Raw genomic sequence first — 19074 nt, forward strand, 5'->3', positions numbered from 1 at the left:
ATTGATGCTATGAGCGACCCACTCCTCAACAGCCTCGCCGCAGCCGTCGCCTCGAGCCCGGAGGATGTTGAGCTCAGAGCGCTCTACGCCGACCGGCTCGCGCGCGCCGGTCGCACCGACGACGCGGTCGGCCAAGCGATGGTGGTGCTCGCGCGCAGCCCCGAACACGCAGGGGCTCAGGCGGTGCTCGACCGCATTACGGGGCGCGATGAATCGAGCAGTGCATCGGCGCCGGTGTACTCGACCGAGTCACCACCAAAACCCATCGGCTACCAACCACACGGCCAAGGCGACGGCCCGATATATGCGCCTGGCGAGGAGCCGCCGAGTTCAGTGGATTGGAAGCGCCTCGAGGCCGAGGTAGGTAGCACGATCAAGCCGCCGTTCATCGTGCACGATGCCGAAGAAACCGACGAGGGAGTAAAGCTCACGCTGAGCGAGGCCGACGACGACTCGGTGCCGGGCCTCGTGACGCAGGAAGCGCTCAAGCTCTCAGACGTCGGGGGACTCGACGCTGTGAAGAAGCGCATCTACGAGACATATCTCGACCCCATCGCGCACCCCGAAATTGCCAAGGCGTTCAAGCCGCAGCTCGGCGGCGGCCTCTTGCTCTACGGCCCGCCGGGATGCGGCAAGACGTATCTCGCGCGCGCGATCGCAGGCGAGCTGGGCGCGAGCTTCATTTCGGTGACGCTCGCCGATGTGCTGAGCAAGTGGCTCGGCGAGAGCGAAGGTAACATTCACAAGACCTTCGAAGAGGCTCGCCAGAAGGCGCCAGCCGTGCTCTTCCTCGATGAGATCGACGCGGTCGGCGGCAAGCGTTCGAATTCTGGTGGATCGCAGAGCTTCCGCAATCTCGTCAATCAGCTGCTCATGGAGATGGACGGGATCGGCAGCGACAACGACGGTCTGTTCGTGCTCGCGGCGACGAACATGCCGTGGGATGTGGATCCGGCGCTGCTACGCCCCGGCCGCTTCGATCGCGTCGTGCTCGTGTCGCCACCCGACGAACCGGCTCGCGAGACGATACTCAAGCTGCACCTCGGCAAGCGCCCCGTCGAGGGTATCGAGATCACGAAACTAGTGAAGGTGACCGAGGGGTTCTCGGGTGCCGACCTCAAGCACCTCTGTGACACTGCTGCTGACAAGGCGCTCGCCGCTTCGATCAAGCGCGGCGAGGTCATGCCAATCACGATGCGAGAGTTGAACGAGGCGCTCAAAGAGGTGAAGTCGTCGATCGGCCCCTGGCTCGACAGCGCGCGAAACGTCGCGAACTACGCAAACAACGACGGTCGCTACGACGACCTGGTCGATCTACTGAAGCGTCTGAAGCGGTTGTAGTTATGGAAGGAAGCGAGCAGGTCGACACGCCCGCATCGATTTTCGAGCGCGCCCGCGCGCTGAGCGAATTCGGCCGCAATGACGAAGCGATCGCCGAGCTGCGCCGCGGGCTTGCCTCATTTCCCGAAGACCCCTGGCTGCTCGGCGAACTCGCCTGGCGCATGCTGCACCTTCCGGATCACGCTGAGGCCGAGCGCCTCGCCCGTCAAACGCTGGCGGCGCGCCCGGATGACGAAGTTGCGCTGATGGTGCTCTGCGAAACATCTGTCGCCAGCAAGCGGTTCGATGTTGCGCAGCAACTCGCACGAGAACTGGTGGGGCATCACCCCGAATGGGCCACATCGCACTTGAACCTCGCCTTTGCGCTCGTGAGTGACGACAGGGGAACCCGCGCTGAACGCAAGGCACGCAACACCGCGGCCGCGCAGTCGGTCGGCGAGGCGCTGCTGCTCGACCCCGAGGGCAACGACACGCTGTTCCGATCCACTGTGCTGTTTCGCCGCGCCAACAAACCCGCGGAGGCGCAGCGGACCCTCGACCGAGCCCTCGAACTTGACCCGACGAGCGAGCGCCTTCGCCTGCTCGTCGCAGACAGCACAGAAACGAACGAAGCCGAAGCGTTGAGGCTGCTCTCAGGCGTGCTCGCCGAGAATCCCCAGCACCGCGGCGCATCGCGCTCCGTCAGCGACCGCATCTGGAGCCACACGCAGCACATCGCTACCTTCGCGGTGTGGGGCTGCGTCGCGGTCATTCTGTTCGCGAACTTCGCGTTCGGCGAATCGATCGCAGATCTCGCGTCGCCCACACGCCGTCAGTTCACGCTGCTCTTACTCGCGCTCTCATTCGGGTGGATCGGGTTCGTCGTACTCCTCAACCGAGGCGGGCTTCCCAAGCGATTCATTCGGCGCCTGTTCGGTGGCGCATGGTGGGTGTGGATCGGACTCATCATCGCCATCACCGGTTCGTTCCTCGCGTCCATTCTCCTTGGTGGTCTCGCGGCGAGATCACAGAGCTCATTGCCGACGGTGATGGGGGAGTACGTCGGCGACGTCACGATGATGGTTGGGTTTGTCGCGTGGTACCTCATGATCGGCGAGCTCGCGATCGTGCTTGCGAGATTCCATTCCGAGGCGCGAACTGGGCTCTTCCCGCCAGACGCGGAGGGCCTTCAGGCCGCGCGCGCCGCACTCCGGCACTCATATTGGGGGCTCGTGCCGATAGCGATCGCCGCCCTAGTCGCCGCGCTCCCGTTTCTTCCGATCACCTCGCGCAACCCCGAGGCTGCCGGTGGGTTGTTCCCGGTCGCGCTCGCCGTCGCGGCGCCACCTCTCGTGACGATACTGCTTCGCGCACTGCGCGTGCGCAACCTGGGTGGATCGGGGCCGCTGCGCGTCACGCTCATCGGTCTCGGTATCGCCGTGCTCTTCGTCATCGGTGGGTGGGCGCTCGCTGACCGGCACGCGGCCGAGTACGATCCACCGCAACTGGGAACCTCCCGAACATATCCCGGCACTTAGACCCACGCTCACTACACTTGACGGTTATGAGCCAGACCCAGCAGCTCGACGTCGACATGGTGGATCCGGAGCCGATCCGTTTTCTCGACGTCGATGGCCGATACGCTCCCTCAAGTTCAGCGTCAGCATTCGCAGACGAGCTTGAGGGCGTGGGCCTCGACGAATTCAAGCAGTGGTATCGCGCAATGTTTTTCACCCGCGCGTTCGATACCGAAGCCACGCACCTGCAGCGCCAGGGGCAGCTCGCGCTCTGGGCGCCAAGCGTCGGGCAGGAGGGCTGCCAGGTCGGCCTCGCGCACGCCGCAGAGCCGCAGGATCACCTGTTTCCCGCGTACCGCGAGCACACCGTCGCTCACGTGCGCGGCGTCGATTTCGTGTCGGTCGCAATGCTCTTCCGTGGATTCACGCACGGAGGCTGGGATGTCACTGACCCGAAGAGCGGTAACTTCCACCTTTACACGCTTGTGCTCGGTTCGCAGTCGCACCACGCGAGCGGCTACGCGCTCGGCCAAGTGCTCGACGCAAAGCGTCGCGAGGGCAACACGAAGCTCGATCCGGGCGAGGCGGGCACCGAAACTGGTGAGGCATCGATGGTGTTTTATGGCGACGGCACCTCGAGCCAGGGTGATACGAGTGAAGCGATGGTCTTCGCCGCGAGCTACCAGACGCCGACGGTGTTTGTCGTGCAGAACAACCAGTGGGCGATCTCGGTTCCGGTAGAGCGCCAGAGCCGCACCCCGCTGTACCGCCGCGCGCTCGGATTCGGGATTCGCAGCGTGCAGATTGACGGCAATGATCCACTCGCCGCGTACGCGGTGGGTCGCAAGTTCTTGCGCCTCGCTCGCGAGGGCAAGGGCCCCGGCTACATCGAGGCACTCACGTACCGCATCGGCGCACACACCACGAGCGACGACCCGACGAGGTACCGCCAGCAAGAAGAGCTTGAGGAGTGGCAGCAGCGCGATCCGATCAAGCGGCTCGAAGCGTACCTGCGCGAGCAGGGCGTCGACGACGCGTATTTCGACGAGGTCGCAAAGGCGGCGGATCAGGAAGCGAAGCGAGTGCGCGATGCAGTGCTCGCCGAGCCGGCACCCGACGCCGACTCGATGTTTGCGCACGTGTACTCGGAAGAGCACCCGCGAATCGAGGAACAGCGTCAGTGGCTTGACCACTATGAGGCCTCATTCGAGACGGCTGAGGCAGACGGAGGCGCGAAATGACCGTGACAACGCTCCAAGAGCGCACCGTGCTCCCGATGGCGAAGGCCATCAACGAGGGGTTGCGCGCGGCGATGGCCGCTGACGACAAAGTTCTGCTGATGGGCGAAGACATCGGCCCGCTCGGCGGCGTCTTTCGCGTCACCGACAAGCTGCAGGCCGACTTCGGTTCGGCTCGCGTGCTCGATACACCCCTCGCGGAGTCAGGCATCATCGGCAACGCGATCGGACTCGCGCTGCGCGGCTACCGCCCGGTCATTGAGATTCAGTTTGACGGCTTCATCTTTCCCGGCTTCAACCAGATCGTCGCGCACCTCGCGAAGATCACGAACCGTCACGAGGGCGCGATCTCGATGCCCGTCGTGATTCGTGTGCCGTACGGCGGACACATTGGCGCGGTTGAGCACCACCAAGAGAGCCCTGAGGCTTACTTTGCCCACACGCCGGGGCTTCGCGTCGTCGCGCCGTCGACGCCGAATGACGCGTACTGGATGATTCAGCAGGCGATCCAGTCGAACGACCCTGTGCTGTTCTTCGAGCCGAAGGCAAAGTACTGGATGAAGGGCGAGGTCGACCCGGCAGCACCCGCAGCCGACCTCCATCAGACACGGGTCGCGCGCACCGGCACCGACTGCACGGTCGTCGCGTACGGCGCTATGGTGACGATGGCGCTGCAGGCCGCCGAGGTGGCTGAGAGCGAGGGTACGAGTCTCGAAGTGGTGGATCTGCGGAGCGTCTCGCCGATCCACTATGAACCGCTGCTCGAGTCAGTGCGCAAGACTGGCCGACTCGTCGTCGCGCAAGAGGCATCGGGTAACGCGAGCGTGGGGAGTGAGATCGCCGCGTACGTTGCCGAGCACGCGTTCTATTCGCTCGAGGCCCCGGTGCTGCGGGTATCGGGCTACGACGTGCCGTTCCCGCCAGCGCGGCTCGAGGGCTACTTCTTGCCAGACGCCGACCGCATTCTCGAAGCGGTCGACCGCACGATGCACTACTAGCCCGACCATTTTGGGCACCGCGAACCTAGACTGAGACGAAGCAACCCTAAGGAGCCTTCGATGAGCGACATGACGTTCCCACTCCCCGACGTTGGCGAGGGGTTGACCGAGGCAGAGATCGTGGCCTGGAAAGTGAAGCCCGGCGACGAGGTCACGCTCAACCAGGTGATCTGTGAGATCGAGACCGCGAAGTCAATCGTTGAGCTGCCATCGCCGTTCGCGGGCACGGTCACCGAATTGCTCGCCGAGGCGGGCGAGACGGTGCCGGTCGGTTCGCCGATTCTCAAGGTGAGCACCGCGGGGGGTGGATCGCCGACTGCGCCGGCAGGTGACGCGTCGGCTGCGGCTGTTGAGGCGGGTGACGCTGCTCAGACGTCAGCCGAGACGAAGCCCGTTCAGGGTGCCGAGCCACAGGCCGCTGAGCCCGCAGAGCAGGCTGACGAGGCTGGTTCGGTGCTCGTCGGCTACGGCCTTGCAGGCAAGGTGAACTCCCGCCGTCGGAGTGGTGGCGAACCGCTGCTCAATGCACACCCGATTCCGGTTGCAGAAGCGGCGCCGGTGATTGCGAAGCCGCCGATCCGCAAACTCGCGAAAGACCTTGGTGTCGACCTCGCGCTCGTGCAGGGCACCGGCATCGGCGGTGAGATTCTGCGCGACGACGTTGTGCGCCACGGTTCGCAGGTGAGTGTGTTCCGCAACATCACTACTCCCGAACCGCCTGAGCAGCGCGAGGAGCGCATTCCGCTCAAGGGCATTCGCAAGCTCACCGCCCAGGCGATGGTTGCGAGCTCGAACGAAGCGCCGCACGTTGGCGTCTTCGTCGAGGTCGACGCGACCCGCACGATGGAGTTCGTGAAACGACTCAAGACCTCGACCGACTTTGCGGGCGTAAAGGTGTCGCCGCTGCTCATCTTCGCGAAGGCGATGCTGTGGGCGATTCGCCGAAACCCCGAGATCAACTCGACGTTCACCGAGACCGAGATCATTCGGCGCCACTACGTGAATCTCGGCATTGCTGCGGCGACCCCGCGCGGTCTTCTCGTGCCCAACATCAAGGAGGCGCAAGACCTCAGTCTGCTCGACCTTGCGAAGGCAATCGAGCAACTTACGATCACCGCTCGCGATGGGCGCACGCCGCCCGCCGACATGCAAAACGGCACGATCACCATCACGAACATTGGCGTGTTCGGCATGGACTTCGGCACCCCGATCTTGAACCCGGGCGAGGTCGCGATCATGGCCATGGGCACGATTCGCCAAAAGCCGTGGGTGGTCGACGGCGAGGTGCGCCCGCGCATGGTGACCACGGTGGGTGGATCGTTTGACCACCGCGTTGTCGACGGCGACGTAGTTTCTCGATTCGTTGCCGATGTGGCATCAGTGCTTGAGGAGCCGGCGCTTCTGCTCGACTGATTTCCCCCGCTTATGTCGGCCCTGGCAGTACGCACCCACTAGGTTTGGAAAGCGAATGTACATGGCCGAAAGGGGCAAGCAGTGAAGCTTGAAGGAATGACCGCACTGGTGACGGGGGCAGCCTCGGGGCTCGGAGCCGCGACCGCCGCCATGCTCGCGGGCCGAGGGGTGCAGGTTCTCGGTGTGGATCTGCAGCGTTCGATCGAGGCTGCGGGAGAGCAGGCTGAGGGGATCCGCCTTGTTGCCGCAGACGTGACGAGCGAGAGCGAAGTGAGTGCCGCGCTCGCCGCGCTTGACGGCCTGCCACCTCTGCGCCTTGTCGTGAACTGCGCGGGAATTGCTCCGGCGCAGCGCATTCTCTCGTCAAAGGGTGTGCACGATCTCGAGACCTTTCAGCGCACACTGAACATCAATCTCGTCGGCACCTTCAACGTCATGCGACTCGCTGCCGAGCACATGTCTGCGCTCGAACCTGTCGATGAGTCGGGGCAGCGCGGCGTCGTGGTGAACACCGCCTCGGTCGCGGCGTACGAGGGTCAGATTGGGCAGATTGCGTACGCGGCTTCGAAGGGTGGGGTCGTCGCGATGGGCATTACTGCCGCACGTGACCTCGCCCGTAATGGGATCCGGGTGAACACCGTTGCACCCGGCATCGTGCACACGCCGCTGCTCGAGGCGCTCGGCGAAGAGGTCAACGCGTCACTCGCTGCCGCGGTTCCGTTCCCGGCGCGACTTGCGCGGCCCGACGAGTTTGCGCAGCTCGTGGCCATGATCGCAGAGCACGACTATCTGAATGGTGAGACGATCCGCATGGATGGCGCACTGAGGATGGGCCCGAAGTAGCGTCGACAGCGCCTGGCGGCCCGCGACTCCATAGTGATCCACCCCTGATCGCAGCAATGTATGCACTGAGTGCGATAATTTCTGCTAGTTGTGGGAATTTCCCTCACTTGTGTATACACTGATGTGGAACAGGGAGGTGGATCATGCGCGCAAGTGATCTCGCGTATTCGACGCTCCTCGATGAGATTCAGCGGGGTGAACTCGCGCCCGGAACCGTGCTCGGTGAGGTTGAGCAGGCCGCGCGACTGGGCGTTAGCCGCACCCCGACCCGTGCTGCGATCGGCCGACTTGTGGCCGACGGGCTCGCGGCACAGCTGTCGCCGCGCATCACTGTCGTTACCGACTTCGACGCGGGCGACATCAAGCGACTCTTCGAGGTGCGACGTGCCCTCGAAGAGAGCTCGGCTCGACTCGCGGCTACCCGCGGCGACCGCGCGGAGTTTACCGAGCTCGCGCAGGCGTTCGCGGCCGCGCACCCTGAAGAGGGGGAGTCGAGCGCCGACGCCTACTACGAACTCATCGCAAGATACGACGCGGCACTCGATCGCGCCGTCAATAACGCGTACTTTACGAATGCTCTGCGCACGATCCGCACCCACCTCGCCCGCGCGCGACGCCTTGCCCGCGACAACCGCGAGCGACTGCACGCATCGGTCGCCGAGCATCAACTCATCGCCGAAGCGATCGCATCTGGTGATGCCGAACTCGCCGCGCACGCCACCCACGTTCACCTGCACAACGCGCTCGCCGCGATACTGACCCAGCTCGACACGAGCACCCCACCGGAAGGAACACAATGACTGTCTCCCATCACGTTCGCGTGTATAAGAGTGAAGAAGATCTGCCCCGCGAGGAGCAGCTTGCGTGGAAGATCGCGGCGGTCGCAACCGACGCTGTTGAGGTCGAGCAAGACGTCGTCGACATGATCATTAACCGCATCATCGACAACGCGTCGGTCGCTGCGGCATCGCTGAACCGCGGCCCGATCATCGCATCGCGCGCGCAGGCACTCTCGCACCCGGTCTCGACCGGCGGTAAGGGCGCTTCGGTCTTCGGCCTCGCAGCCGAGCGCACAAGCCCCGAGTGGGCAGCATGGGCAAACGGCGTGGCCGTGCGCGAGCTCGACTACCACGACACCTTCCTCGCGGCCGAGTACTCACACCCGGGCGACAACATTCCGCCGATTCTCGCGGTCGCGCAGCACGTCGGTGCCGATGGCCGTGCGCTCGTGCGCGGCATCGCGACCGGGTATGAGATTCAGATGGATCTCGTGCGCGCAATCTGCCTGCACAAGCACAAGATCGACCACGTTGCACACATTGGGCCGTCGGCCGCTGCGGGCATCGGTACGCTGCTCGGTCTCGACACCGAGACCATCTACCAGGCCGTAGCGCAAGGCCTGCACACCACTACCGCGACGCGTCAGTCGCGCAAGGGCGAGATCTCGACGTGGAAGGCGCACGCACCCGCGTTCGCAGGCAAGATGGCGGTCGAGGCAGTGGATCGCGCGATGCGCGGGCAGACTTCACCGTCACCGATTTACGAAGGTGAAGACGGCGTCATCGCGTGGATGCTCGACGGCCCCGACGCTTCGTACAACGTGCCGCTCCCCGCTCCCGGCGAGGCAAAGCGCGCGATTCTCGACTCGTACACCAAGGAGCACTCAGCCGAGTACCAGGCGCAGGCGTGGATCGACCTCGCCCGCAAACTGCACGGCGAGCACCCAGAGCTCGTTGACCCAGCAAACGTGAAGTCGATCGTGCTCCACACGAGCCACCACACGCACTACGTGATCGGTTCGGGCGCGAACGATCCACAAAAGTACGACCCCAAGGCATCGCGCGAGACACTCGACCACTCGATTCCGTACATCTTCGCGGTCGCACTGCAAGACGGCGGCTGGCACCACGTCGACTCCTACGCTCCCGAGCGTGCGGGTCGTGCCGACACCGTCGAACTCTGGCACAAGATCACCACGGCGGAAGACGCCGAGTGGACTCGCCGGTACCACTCAGAGGATCCGGACGAGAAGGCGTTCGGTGGCCGCGTCGAGATCGAGCTCGCCGACGGAACCAAGATTGTCGACGAGATCGCAGTTGCCGACGCGCACCCGCTCGGTGCTCGTCCGTTCGCTCGCGAGAACTACATCAACAAGTTCCGCATCCTCGCCGAGCCAGTGCTCGAAGAGGCCGAGATCGAGCGCTTCCTTGAGCTCGTGCAGCGCCTGCCAGAGCTCACCGCTGACGAGGTGCGCGAGCTGAATATCGTTGCGAAGGACGGTCTCCTCGACCTCGCGGCAGCTCCGAAGGGCCTCTTCTAATGCTGTACTCGAAGGTTGCAGCGCACGAGAAGCGTCGCCTCTTCCGAGAGCAACTGGCGGCGACGTTCGGCAGCGGTGGGCCAATGCGGTTCCCCGGTGCGTTCAACCCGCTGTCGGCACGCCTCATCGAGCGCAAGGGCTTCGAGGGCGTGTACATCTCGGGTGCGGTGCTCGCGGCAGATCTCGGGCTTCCCGACATCGGACTGACGACGCTCTCAGAGGTCGCCGGTCGCGGCGAGCAGATCGCCCGCATTACTGACCTCCCCGCAATCATTGACGCCGACACCGGCTTCGGTGAACCGATGAATGTTGCGCGAACGATTCAGGAACTCGAGAACGCGGGCCTCGCGGGCGCGCACATCGAAGACCAGATCAACCCGAAGCGCTGCGGCCACCTTGACGGGAAGGCCGTCGTCGACGAGGGCACTGCGACGAAGCGCATTCGCGCGGCCGCAGACGCCAGGCGCGATGACAATTTCCTCATCATGGCGCGCACCGATATTCGCGCGACCGCCGATGGCCCGCACGGGCTCGACCTCGCGAAAGATCGCGCAAAAGCACTCGTTGATGCGGGCGCAGACGCGATCTTCCCCGAGGCAATGCGTAGCCTTGAGGAGTTTGAGGCGATCCGCTCGGCAGTCGATGTGCCCCTGCTCGCGAACATGACCGAGTTCGGCAAGAGTGAGCTGTTCACCACGCAGCAGCTCGCCGATGTCGGCATGAACATCGTGATCTGGCCGGTATCGATGCTTCGCATCTCGATGGGAGCTACGGGCCGCGCGCTCGACACGCTCATCGAGGAGGGGTCACTCACCTCGAAGCTCGACGAGATGCAGCACCGGGCCGACCTGTATGACCTCATCGACTACGAGGACTACAACCACTTCGACACGAGCGTGTTCAACTTCACTGTTGAAAAATAACGCCGAGCGGTGAACACCGCGCGGTGACACCTGATCCTGCGAGCCGCGCCAAAAGCATGGTGCGGCTCGCAGGATCCACACATACACTTCACTCAACAAAAGGAGTCAACGATGACCGACGTAGAAATCAAAAAGGGCCTAGCCGGCGTCACGGTCGACTACACAGCGGTCTCGAAGGTCAATCCCGAGACAAACAGCCTGCTCTACCGCGGATACCCCGTGCAGGAACTCGCGGCGACGCAGCCATTCGAGGCAGTCGCGTACCTGCTCTGGAACGGTGAGCTGCCAACTGACGAGCAGCTCGCTTCGTTGCGTGCGGAGGAGCGCAAACACCGCGCGCTCGCCGACAACGTCAAGGCGGCAATTGACCTGCTGCCACTCGAGGCGCATCCCATGGACGAGGTGCGCACCGCGGTCAGTGTGATCGGTGCCTCAGATTCGTCGGGCAGTGGATCGGTGCTCGACGCAGCCGGAAGCCCAGAAGAGAATCTCGCGCGCTCGATCCGCCTCTACGCGTCGCTGCCTGCGATCGTCGCGTATGGCCAGCGTCGTCGGCGCGGCCAGGAGATCGTGCCGCCGCGCGACGACCTCGATTATGCGGCGAACTTTCTCTGGATGACCTTCGGAGAGGAGGCTGAGCCGGTCGTCGTCGACGCATTCAACCGCTCGATGACGCTTTACGCAGAGCACTCCTTCAACGCCTCGACGTTCACTGCGCGAGTGATTACTTCTACGCTGTCAGACCTCTACTCGGCAGTCGTTGGCGCTATCGGCGCGCTCAAGGGCCCGCTGCACGGCGGCGCGAACGAGGCCGTTTTGCACATCTTCAACGAGATCGGTTCGGCCGAGAATGTCGTGCCGTGGCTCGACAAGGCGCTCGCCGAGAAGCGCAAGATCATGGGCTTCGGCCACCGCGTGTACAAGCGAGGCGACTCGCGCGTGCCGACGATGAAGACCGCGCTCGACACGCTCATTGAGCACTATGATCGACCCGATGTTGCAGCACTGTACGACGCGCTCGAGAGCGAGTTCGTGAGCCGCAAGGGGATCTACCCGAACCTCGACTACCCGTCGGGCCCTGCGTACAACCTGATCGGGTTCGACACACTCACCTTCACGCCGCTGTTCATCGCGTCTCGTGTGACCGGGTGGACGGCGCACATCATGGAGCAGACGGCGTCGAACGCGCTGATCCGCCCACTGTCTGCGTACAACGGACCCGACGAGCGTCACATCGACGGGTATGTGCCCGATGCGGCGCACCTCGAGGCCGCCGAGCGCGCCGAAGAGAGCGCGTAGGCTGCTCGCCGGGCCTTCTCGGCCCGCACCTCACCAGATCCGAGTTAAAGTTTGCCCTTAAGGCTCAAGCATTAGAGGCAAACTTTGACTCGGATTTTTGGGTTGGGGACGAGCGGGTTGGTTCTGCAGGGATTTGTAGATCTTATTCAGAAGAAGAGGTAGATGGCGCCGAGGGCGGTGAAGAGTAGGATCGCGTATTCAAAGGAGCGCTGCTGGATGCGCGAGGCGATCCACCGCCCGAGGATCGCGCCCACGACCACGCCGGGCACCGTGAGCAGGGCGAGCGACAGCACCTCTGGAATGAAGAGGCCGAGGCTCGCCATGATCGGCACCTTCACGAGGTTGATGATCGCGAAGAACCAGGCCGCCGTGCCGAGGAACGCCTTGACCGGGAACCCCGCCGACAAGAAGTAGAGCGACATCGGGGCGCCGCCAGCGTTCGCGACCATCGTGGTGAACCCGCCGAGTGAGCCGTACCCGGCTCGTGCGATGGCGCTGCCCTCAGTTTGCTGGCGTGGTTTGGTGGGGTTTTTATGCGTGCGGATCCGCTGCCACACCGCGTACAGCACCAGTGCGAGAAGTATCACGGCGATCGCGCGGCGCACCCAAGTGTCGTCTGCAAAGGCGAGAAAGAGTGCGCCGACCCCGAGGCCACCTGCGACCGCGGGGATGAGCTTGATGAGCGTCTTCCAATCGGCGTGACGGCGGTAGCTGATGAGTGCGAAAATGTCGCCGACGATGAGGAGCAGGAGCAGCGCTGCCGTCGACTCCTTCGGTGGGAGGAACGCGGCAAAGATTGCAATCGAGAGGGTGTTCACACCCGGGAGTGCGGTCTTTGAGAGGCCGATGAGCACCGCCGCAAATCCGAGCAGCGCCCACGCGAACGGTGGGAGCTCGAGTATCTGCAATGGCACGGAGTAACTGTATCCGATGTGAGGGTCGTGGCTCGGCGGGTGTTACATCGTTACCTGAGGAAATTTGCGAAGAAAAATCAGTGATCTGGAGGCTCAAAATGTGATTTCTCTGCGCCGATTTGGGAAAGAGGCTAGGGCGGGGCTAGCTGCGGGGCTAGTCGCTGGGCGGCGGATCGAGCCTGGCTTTTACGCAGCAGTACCCCTCCTCGGGTTCAAGGTGAGCGCTCACGCCTTGGCAACCGGCGGCGTCGAATGCGCCCTGGGTGTAATGCACGTTTGCGGCGCACACTACTCCGCGGTGGTCTTGCGCGAGCGTGTCGAAAGGACAGTTGCGTAAACGCACGGAATGCTCAGTGACTTCTGGCTCGTAGCCGAGGCGAGCGAGGACTTCGCCGGCGACTTCGAGCTGGGCTTCCGGTGATGACGTTGCTGTGTTCGAAGGCGTCACGGCCGCCGCACCCTGTGCGTATGACGCAGCGCGAATTGCTGCTTCGAGGTCACCACCGCTTGCGGCCTGTTCGACCGCAGCGGCGAGGATGCGGCCCATGACGTCGTACCTGCGCGCGGGGAGCGAGACCTCGATGGTTCCCGACGCACGTCGATAGAGCTTTGAGGGTCGACCGGCACCGGGCCCCTGTTTTCCGGAAAGTCGCCGATACTCGGTCTCGAGCAAGCCCGCCTCCACGAGTCGATCGAGGTGAAACTTTGCCCTGGTGAGGGGGAGAGATAGTGCCTTGGCTGCCTCCTCACGGCTCACCGGATTCTGTTGCTTGGACACGTAGTCGTATAGGCGCCTACGGTTGGCATCTACAAGAGCGCCAATCGAATTGACCGAGGCTTCAGAAGGCATGATCCAACTCTAACATCTAAAACTCTTGACTTTAGAAAGAAACGTTTCTATCGTTCAAATAAGTGGTTTTAAGAAAAGGTCAGTACAAAGGAGTGCAATCATGTCCACCTCAACTTCGGCTCGGGTATCCACCCAGCCCACCTCATTCTGGTCCGATGGCAATCGGGTCGCGTTTGTGTTGCTCCGCACAGTATTCACGGTCGCACCCATTCTCTTCGGGCTCGATAAGTTCGTGCGCGTGCTCACCGACGACTGGGAGCGCTATCTCGCACCCTGGATGGACGGCATGATTCCTGGCGATGCCTACACCGCGATGATGATCGTTGGAGTCGTTGAGATTGTCGCGGGCCTGGTGGTCGCGATAATGCCACGATTCGGCGGATTGCTCGTCGCGGTCTGGCTCGCGGGCATCATCGTCAGCCTGGTCTCTGTCGGCGGATACCTCGACGTCGCTCTGCGTGACTTTGGCCTGCTCGTCGGGGCGCTCGCGCTTTCTGCTCTCGCGTTCGGGCGCCACGCTCACAGTCGCTGAGAGCAAGCGGATCCACCGATCGGTGGATGGGGAAATCAGCTAGATAGTCACTGTTGCGCAGCCCGCGGGTTCGCGAGACTTGAGGTATGGATCAAGTAACTGCGAAGAAAGCTGTCGTGAGTGTCAGCGGTCTCACGAAACGGTACGCGGGTCGCGACGTGCTCGCGGGGATCGACCTCGAGATTGCGGCGGGCGAAACCTACGCGCTGCTCGGCCCGAACGGCGCCGGCAAGAGTACGACGATTGAGGTGCTTGAGGGGATCCGCCGCCCGGGAGGTGGTGAGGTGAGTGTGCTGGGTGAGGATCCACTGTCGGCCTCGCGCGCGTGGCGCTCGCGCATCGGCATCGTCGCGCAGAGCACCGGCGACCTCGGCGTCTACACACCGCGCGAGCTCATCTCGCACTTCGGGTCGCTGTACCCCAACCCGCGCGGCGTCGACGAGGTGCTCGACCTTGTAGGTCTCACCGACCGGGCGAGCGTGCGCGCGACCAAGCTCTCGGGCGGGCAACAGCGCAGGCTCGACGTCGCGCTCGGCATCGTTGGCCGCCCCGAACTGCTCTTCCTCGATGAGCCGACAACCGGGTTCGACCCCGAGGCGCGCCGCCAGTTCTGGGACATGCTCGCGGGGCTCACCGGCGAGGGCACGGCGATTCTGCTCACGACGCACTATCTCGATGAGGCGGCGCATCTTGCGGATCGCGTGGGCGTGCTCACTGGTGGCACGATCGTGGCAGAGGCACCTCCCGCGCAACTCGGGGGCGCCGACGCTCGCGTGCCAATTGTGCGCTGGCGCGACGCCGGTGGATCACTGCGCGAAGAGCGCACGCACACTCCCGGCGCACTGATCGAGAAGCTCTGTGCTGAGGCACGCGAATTGGGCTTCGCGAAAGGTGAACCCGCCGAACTCGAAGTGCGCAGGCCAACGCTCGAAGAGATCTACCTCGAACTCATCGGGGCGAACGGTGCTGGTGGCGCTGACGAACTGACCGAAGCTACCGATACGAACGGAGCAGACCAGTGAACGCAGCAACGACCCCACGAACCGCGGCTGGGCGATCGACCATGAAGGCCAGCCCGGCACACAAGCCGTCGAACGTCTTTCTCGACGGCATCTCGAGCATGAACTTCGAACTGCGCGGATACTTCAGGTCGCCCGACACGGTGTTCTTCACATTCCTCTTTCCGATTCTTCTGCTCGCAATCTTTGGTGTCGCATTCGGTTCGGTCGGCGAGATCGGCGCGCTGCCTGATGGCACCGGCGGCGTCACGATGGCCGAGTACTACGTGCCCGGAATGGTTGCGGCGGGCCTGCTGCTCGGCGGCGTGCAAAACCTCGCTGTCGATATCGCGCGCGAGAAGAGCGAGGGGTGGCTGCGCAGGCTCGGGGGCACGCCGCTCTCCCCGGTGAGCTACTTCATTGGCAAGGCCGGCATGGTGCTCGTGACCTCAATCGCTCAGGTCGCGCTGCTGTTCGCCTTCGCTGCGCTCGCGCTCGGGGTGGATCTGCCCACCGATCCAGACCTCTGGCTGCGATTTGCGTGGATCTTCGTACTCGGCATCATCACCATGACGCTGCTCGGCATTGCGCTGTCGGCGGTGCCGCGCTCGTCTCGAAGCGCAACCGCGGTCGTGCTGCCCATCGTGCTGTTGCTGCAATTCGTGTCGGGCGTGTACCTGCAGTTTTCGATGCTGCCCGAGTGGTTGCAGAACGTCGCGGGCATCTTTCCGCTCAAGTGGCTGGCGCAGGGCATGCGCGCGGTGTTCCTTCCCGAACACTTCGCGGCGGCCGAGCAGTCGGGTGCGTGGGATCTCGGGCTTGTCGCGCTGAACCTCGGTATCTGGTTGGTTGTCGGCCTCGTCGCGAGCCTCGTGACGTTCAGGTGGCAGAGGCGATCATGATGCGAACGCATGGCGTTCGCCGAGCGCCTCTGGTGCCGCCCACGGCGGCGGCCCACGGAGCGAAGCGCGGGGTGAGAGGCGATCATGATGCGAACGCATGGCGTTCGCCGAGCGCCTCTGGTGCCGCCCACGGCGGCGGCCCACGGAGCGAAGCGCGGGGTGAGAGGCGCTCATGATGCGGGGTGGCGCTCATGAGAGGCTTAGCACGTGAGCACTGACGCACCCGATCGCATGTCCCGCACACTGCGGTGGTGGGATCTCGCGTGCGCCGCGGTGCTCGCCTTCATGCTCATCGTGATGCTCATCGAGGGAATCTCGGGTGCACCGTACTGGGCGGCGTCGCTCGAGACAGTCTTGCGAGTCGCCCTGCTCGTCGCCCCCGCACTGCTCCTCGCGTTGCTCTGGGTGACGCTCGGTCGGAGCTCGCTCAGGGAGGGTCTCTGCGATCTCCCACTTTCTGGGCGCAGCGGCACATTCCTCGTGCTTCTGCTCCTCGTGCTCGCCCTCGGAACCGCCACGGCTCCGATGTACGCGATGCTTCAGGCGATTGCGTACCCGGTGGTCTGGACGATTGCGATCGACTACCGGGGTGCGGTGCTCTGGTGCCTCGCCGTCGCTACCGCCGTCGGTGCGGGCATGTATCTCGGGCTTTCGCCCCTCGATCCAAATTCCGCGCTCGCCTCGAGCCTCACGACCGCGCTTGTGTCGCTCGTGTTTTCGATCGCGATGGGCACCTGGATCACACGCATCCACGCCCAGGGCGAGTCATATCGTGAACTCGCCGAACAGCTTGAGCGCTCGCAGGGCGAGGTCGCAGCTCTCTCGCAGGAGGCGGGTGCCGCGGCTGAACGCGAGCGCATGTCCCGAGACCTGCATGACACGCTCACGCAGACGCTCGCGGGCCTCGTGATGCTCAGCGAGCAGACCGAGCGCGCCCTCGATGCTGGTGACGAGTCGCGCGCTCGGGATCGCTTGGCCCGGGTCGAGTCGGCGGCCCGAGCCGCAGTTGCCGAGGCCCGGGCGCTCGTTGCCACGACGCAACCCATCGGTGAAGACGGACTCGAGCGCGCAATCGAGCGCGTCGCAGCCGCGCTGCGTGCCGACACGGGCCTCGAGGTCGAGTGCACGCTCACGAACGTAGAACTCGCTCGCGAGCGCGAGGTCGTGCTGCTTCGTGCGGTACAGGAGGGGCTCGCAAACGCGCGTAAGCACGCGAAGGCGTCGCGGGTCGTGATCACGCTCGAGCCGTTAGGGGATGGCGGCGCGAGGCTCCGCGTCGATGACGACGGCGTCGGCCCTGACGCAGACGCTGCAGACCCGACCCGCGGTGGCGGCTTCGGCCTCACAGGCCTCGCCGATCGCGTTCGCCAGGTTGAGGGCGAAGCGCGGTTCGGTGCTCGCGCGGGCGGTGGATCAAGGCTCGAGGTCGAACTCGCCCCGGCCCGATCCGCCACTGAGACGGGCCACACCAACTCGGGGCACACCGACTCGGGCGAGATCGACCCGAGTGAGAGAGTAGACGCATGATCAGAGTGATGGTGGTCGACGACCACCCCATCGTGCGCGCGGGGATCGTGGGGCTGCTCGAAACCGAACCAGACTTTGAGGTCGTGGGCGAAGCCGTTTCGGGGGAGGAAGCGCTCGCGCTCGCCGCATCCGCCGCACCAGACGTGGTGCTTATGGACCTGCGCATGCCGGGCATGGGCGGTGTTGAGGCGACCCGTCAGATGCTTGCGGGCGCTGTTACGGGCGGCGGATCCACATCGAACGGATCCACACCCCGCGTGCTCGTGTTCACCACCTACGAAGATGACGACCAGATTCTCGCGGCCATTGAGGCCGGCGCGCACGGGTACCTCGTGAAGGCGGCTCCCGCCGAGGAGCTCGCCGCTGGGGTGCGTGCGGTCGCCGCGGGGCAAACCGTGCTCGCGCCGTCGATCGCGGCTCAGCTCGTGCGGCGCGCGCAGGGAGGCGACGCGGGGCCGAAAAACAGCGGCGACACCGTCTCGCTCACGCCCCGGGAGAGCGAGATTCTCGCGCTCGTTGCCGACGGCCTGAGCAACCCGGCAATCGCAACGAAGCTGTTCATCGGCGAATCAACCGTCAAAACGCACCTACTGCACGTGTTCGAAAAGCTTGGCGTCTCTGATCGCACACGCGCCGTGACTCGCGCGATGGAACTCGGTCTTCTATAGGGCAGAATGTCTCGAGGAGCACACGACAGTGCGAGGAGGCAGCGTGGTCGCATCGGTAGAAAATGTGGGGCGCATGACGCCATACGGGGCCGAGCACTTTGCGGCACTCGCTGTCACCGTGGTCGCCGCAATCGTGCTCGTCGCGTGGGCGCGAAAGGTGCGTGGCACGCGCGCTGAGTCACGGGGCCTCACGGTAGCGGGGTGGATCATGCTCGCAGCCACCCTCACCTGGATGGGATGGAACTTCCTCCCCATGAACTGGAACATTGAGCAATCACTGCCGTTCCACCTCTCAGATGCGCTGCGCATCATCACGTCGCTCGCACTGCTCACACGAAGCAGCTGGACCATCGCGATCAGCTACTACTGGGGTCTTACGCTCAACATCCAATCGGTGCTCACGCCCGACCTCACGTACTTCCACGCACCGCTGTTCGAGTACATCGCTTACTGGTTCTTCCACATCGCCGCGCTGATCGTACCGATCATGTTCGTGTGGGGGCTTGAGTATCGCCCGACCTGGCGGGGGTATGGCGTAGCGCTCGCCGCAACGCTCGGGTGGGCCGGAATTGCGGGCATCGCAAACGCGCTGACTGGGGCGAACTACGTATACCTCGCGCGCGCACCGGAAGTCGCTTCTGCACTCGACCTCCTTGGGCCGTGGCCCATCTATATCCTTTGGGAACTCGTGCTCGTGGCCAGCGTGTGGGCACTCATCACCTGGCCGTGGACGGTCGGCCGCAATGCTCAGAAACCGGTTGTTGGGCGGATCGCCGCCGTTCGAAGGGAGTCACTGCACCGATAGGGTGTGA

18 protein-coding genes are annotated in these 19074 nt (G+C 64.2%); 16 read left to right on the top strand and 2 right to left on the bottom strand.

Features of this window, described 5'->3' with window-relative positions; all coding sequences use genetic code 11:
* Window positions 1-9: 9 nt before the first annotated feature.
* From H9L06_RS07930 to H9L06_RS07975, 10 genes are all read left to right on the top strand, one after another.
* Window positions 10-1341 carry an AAA family ATPase gene (locus H9L06_RS07930; RefSeq protein WP_187554683.1) on the top strand — a complete coding sequence of 444 codons (1332 nt, stop codon included), beginning with the start codon at window positions 10-12 and terminating at the stop codon, window positions 1339-1341.
* Window positions 1342-1343: 2 nt separating this feature from the next.
* Window positions 1344-2858, top strand: coding sequence for a tetratricopeptide repeat protein (locus H9L06_RS07935; protein WP_187554684.1), 1515 nt, complete (start codon window positions 1344-1346; stop codon window positions 2856-2858).
* Between the two features lie 26 nt (window positions 2859-2884).
* On the top strand, window positions 2885-4078 hold the full coding sequence (locus H9L06_RS07940) for a thiamine pyrophosphate-dependent enzyme (protein WP_187554685.1): 1194 nt from the start codon (window positions 2885-2887) through the stop codon (window positions 4076-4078).
* On the top strand, window positions 4075-5073 hold the full coding sequence (locus tag H9L06_RS07945) for an alpha-ketoacid dehydrogenase subunit beta (protein ID WP_187554686.1): 999 nt from the start codon (window positions 4075-4077) through the stop codon (window positions 5071-5073). Before H9L06_RS07940 ends, H9L06_RS07945 begins: the two co-directional genes overlap by 4 nt.
* Window positions 5074-5133: 60 nt before the next feature.
* Complete coding sequence (locus H9L06_RS07950; RefSeq protein ID WP_187554687.1) at window positions 5134-6486, top strand: dihydrolipoamide acetyltransferase family protein; 1353 nt, start codon at window positions 5134-5136, stop codon at window positions 6484-6486.
* Window positions 6487-6567: 81 nt separating this feature from the next.
* The gene (locus H9L06_RS07955) at window positions 6568-7329 is read left to right on the top strand and encodes an SDR family NAD(P)-dependent oxidoreductase (RefSeq protein WP_187554688.1); all 762 of its coding nucleotides are present in this window, start codon (window positions 6568-6570) and stop codon (window positions 7327-7329) included.
* 143 nt (window positions 7330-7472) lie between these two features.
* Window positions 7473-8129 carry a GntR family transcriptional regulator gene (locus H9L06_RS07960; protein ID WP_187554689.1) on the top strand — a complete coding sequence of 219 codons (657 nt, stop codon included), beginning with the start codon at window positions 7473-7475 and terminating at the stop codon, window positions 8127-8129.
* A complete protein-coding gene (locus H9L06_RS07965) occupies window positions 8126-9649 on the top strand; it encodes an MmgE/PrpD family protein (RefSeq protein ID WP_187554690.1) in 1524 nt (507 codons plus the stop codon). Before H9L06_RS07960 ends, H9L06_RS07965 begins: the two co-directional genes overlap by 4 nt.
* On the top strand, window positions 9649-10572 hold the full coding sequence (gene prpB, locus H9L06_RS07970; RefSeq protein WP_187554691.1) for a methylisocitrate lyase: 924 nt from the start codon (window positions 9649-9651) through the stop codon (window positions 10570-10572). The genes H9L06_RS07965 and prpB overlap by 1 nt, the downstream gene beginning before the upstream one ends.
* Window positions 10573-10683: 111 nt before the next feature.
* On the top strand, window positions 10684-11871 hold the full coding sequence (locus H9L06_RS07975; RefSeq protein ID WP_187554692.1) for a bifunctional 2-methylcitrate synthase/citrate synthase: 1188 nt from the start codon (window positions 10684-10686) through the stop codon (window positions 11869-11871).
* 146 nt (window positions 11872-12017) lie between these two features.
* On the opposite strand, the gene H9L06_RS07980 is transcribed toward H9L06_RS07975, so the two are convergent.
* Together H9L06_RS07980 and H9L06_RS07985 are read right to left on the bottom strand one after the other, a co-directional pair.
* Window positions 12018-12785, bottom strand: a complete 768-nt coding sequence (locus H9L06_RS07980) for a sulfite exporter TauE/SafE family protein (RefSeq protein WP_382336279.1) — start codon at window positions 12783-12785, stop codon at window positions 12018-12020.
* Between the two features lie 154 nt (window positions 12786-12939).
* Window positions 12940-13635 carry a helix-turn-helix transcriptional regulator gene (locus H9L06_RS07985; RefSeq protein ID WP_187554693.1) on the bottom strand — a complete coding sequence of 232 codons (696 nt, stop codon included), beginning with the start codon at window positions 13633-13635 and terminating at the stop codon, window positions 12940-12942.
* Between the two features lie 100 nt (window positions 13636-13735).
* On the opposite strand from H9L06_RS07985, the gene H9L06_RS07990 reads away from it, so the two are divergent.
* From H9L06_RS07990 to H9L06_RS08015, 6 genes are all read left to right on the top strand, one after another.
* On the top strand, window positions 13736-14167 hold the full coding sequence (locus H9L06_RS07990) for a hypothetical protein (RefSeq protein WP_187554694.1): 432 nt from the start codon (window positions 13736-13738) through the stop codon (window positions 14165-14167).
* A gap of 86 nt (window positions 14168-14253) precedes the next feature.
* Window positions 14254-15189 carry an ABC transporter ATP-binding protein gene (locus H9L06_RS07995; RefSeq protein ID WP_187554695.1) on the top strand — a complete coding sequence of 312 codons (936 nt, stop codon included), beginning with the start codon at window positions 14254-14256 and terminating at the stop codon, window positions 15187-15189.
* 98 nt (window positions 15190-15287) lie between these two features.
* A complete protein-coding gene (locus H9L06_RS08000; RefSeq protein WP_246454537.1) occupies window positions 15288-16067 on the top strand; it encodes an ABC transporter permease in 780 nt (259 codons plus the stop codon).
* A 207-nt stretch (window positions 16068-16274) separates the two neighbouring features.
* Window positions 16275-17594, top strand: coding sequence for a sensor histidine kinase (locus tag H9L06_RS08005; protein ID WP_246454320.1), 1320 nt, complete (start codon window positions 16275-16277; stop codon window positions 17592-17594).
* Entirely contained in the window at window positions 17591-18262 is a 672-nt protein-coding gene (locus tag H9L06_RS08010; protein ID WP_187554696.1) for a response regulator, read from the top strand. The genes H9L06_RS08005 and H9L06_RS08010 overlap by 4 nt, the downstream gene beginning before the upstream one ends.
* Before the next feature lie 43 nt (window positions 18263-18305).
* Window positions 18306-19067, top strand: a complete 762-nt coding sequence (locus H9L06_RS08015) for a YwaF family protein (protein ID WP_246454321.1) — start codon at window positions 18306-18308, stop codon at window positions 19065-19067.
* Window positions 19068-19074 lie beyond the last annotated feature (7 nt).

The sequence above is a fragment of the Leucobacter denitrificans genome (assembly GCF_014396385.1).
Classification (GTDB): domain Bacteria; phylum Actinomycetota; class Actinomycetes; order Actinomycetales; family Microbacteriaceae; genus Leucobacter; species Leucobacter denitrificans.

Bases quoted from the DNA above. Each gene is read 5' to 3' on its own strand.
- H9L06_RS08010 (WP_187554696.1), top strand. From the start codon at position 17,591: ATGATCAGAGTGATGGTGGTCGACGACCACCCCATCGTGCGCGCGGGG.
- H9L06_RS07975 (WP_187554692.1), top strand. From the start codon at position 10,684: ATGACCGACGTAGAAATCAAAAAGGGCCTAGCCGGCGTCACGGTCGAC.
- H9L06_RS07985 (WP_187554693.1), bottom strand. From the start codon at position 13,635: ATGCCTTCTGAAGCCTCGGTCAATTCGATTGGCGCTCTTGTAGATGCC.
- H9L06_RS07995 (WP_187554695.1), top strand. From the start codon at position 14,254: ATGGATCAAGTAACTGCGAAGAAAGCTGTCGTGAGTGTCAGCGGTCTC.
- H9L06_RS07935 (WP_187554684.1), top strand. From the start codon at position 1,344: ATGGAAGGAAGCGAGCAGGTCGACACGCCCGCATCGATTTTCGAGCGC.
- H9L06_RS07960 (WP_187554689.1), top strand. From the start codon at position 7,473: ATGCGCGCAAGTGATCTCGCGTATTCGACGCTCCTCGATGAGATTCAG.
- prpB (WP_187554691.1), top strand. From the start codon at position 9,649: ATGCTGTACTCGAAGGTTGCAGCGCACGAGAAGCGTCGCCTCTTCCGA.
- H9L06_RS07950 (WP_187554687.1), top strand. From the start codon at position 5,134: ATGAGCGACATGACGTTCCCACTCCCCGACGTTGGCGAGGGGTTGACC.
- H9L06_RS07945 (WP_187554686.1), top strand. From the start codon at position 4,075: ATGACCGTGACAACGCTCCAAGAGCGCACCGTGCTCCCGATGGCGAAG.
- H9L06_RS07965 (WP_187554690.1), top strand. From the start codon at position 8,126: ATGACTGTCTCCCATCACGTTCGCGTGTATAAGAGTGAAGAAGATCTG.
- H9L06_RS08000 (WP_246454537.1), top strand. From the start codon at position 15,288: ATGAACTTCGAACTGCGCGGATACTTCAGGTCGCCCGACACGGTGTTC.
- H9L06_RS07990 (WP_187554694.1), top strand. From the start codon at position 13,736: ATGTCCACCTCAACTTCGGCTCGGGTATCCACCCAGCCCACCTCATTC.
- H9L06_RS07930 (WP_187554683.1), top strand. From the start codon at position 10: ATGAGCGACCCACTCCTCAACAGCCTCGCCGCAGCCGTCGCCTCGAGC.
- H9L06_RS07940 (WP_187554685.1), top strand. From the start codon at position 2,885: ATGAGCCAGACCCAGCAGCTCGACGTCGACATGGTGGATCCGGAGCCG.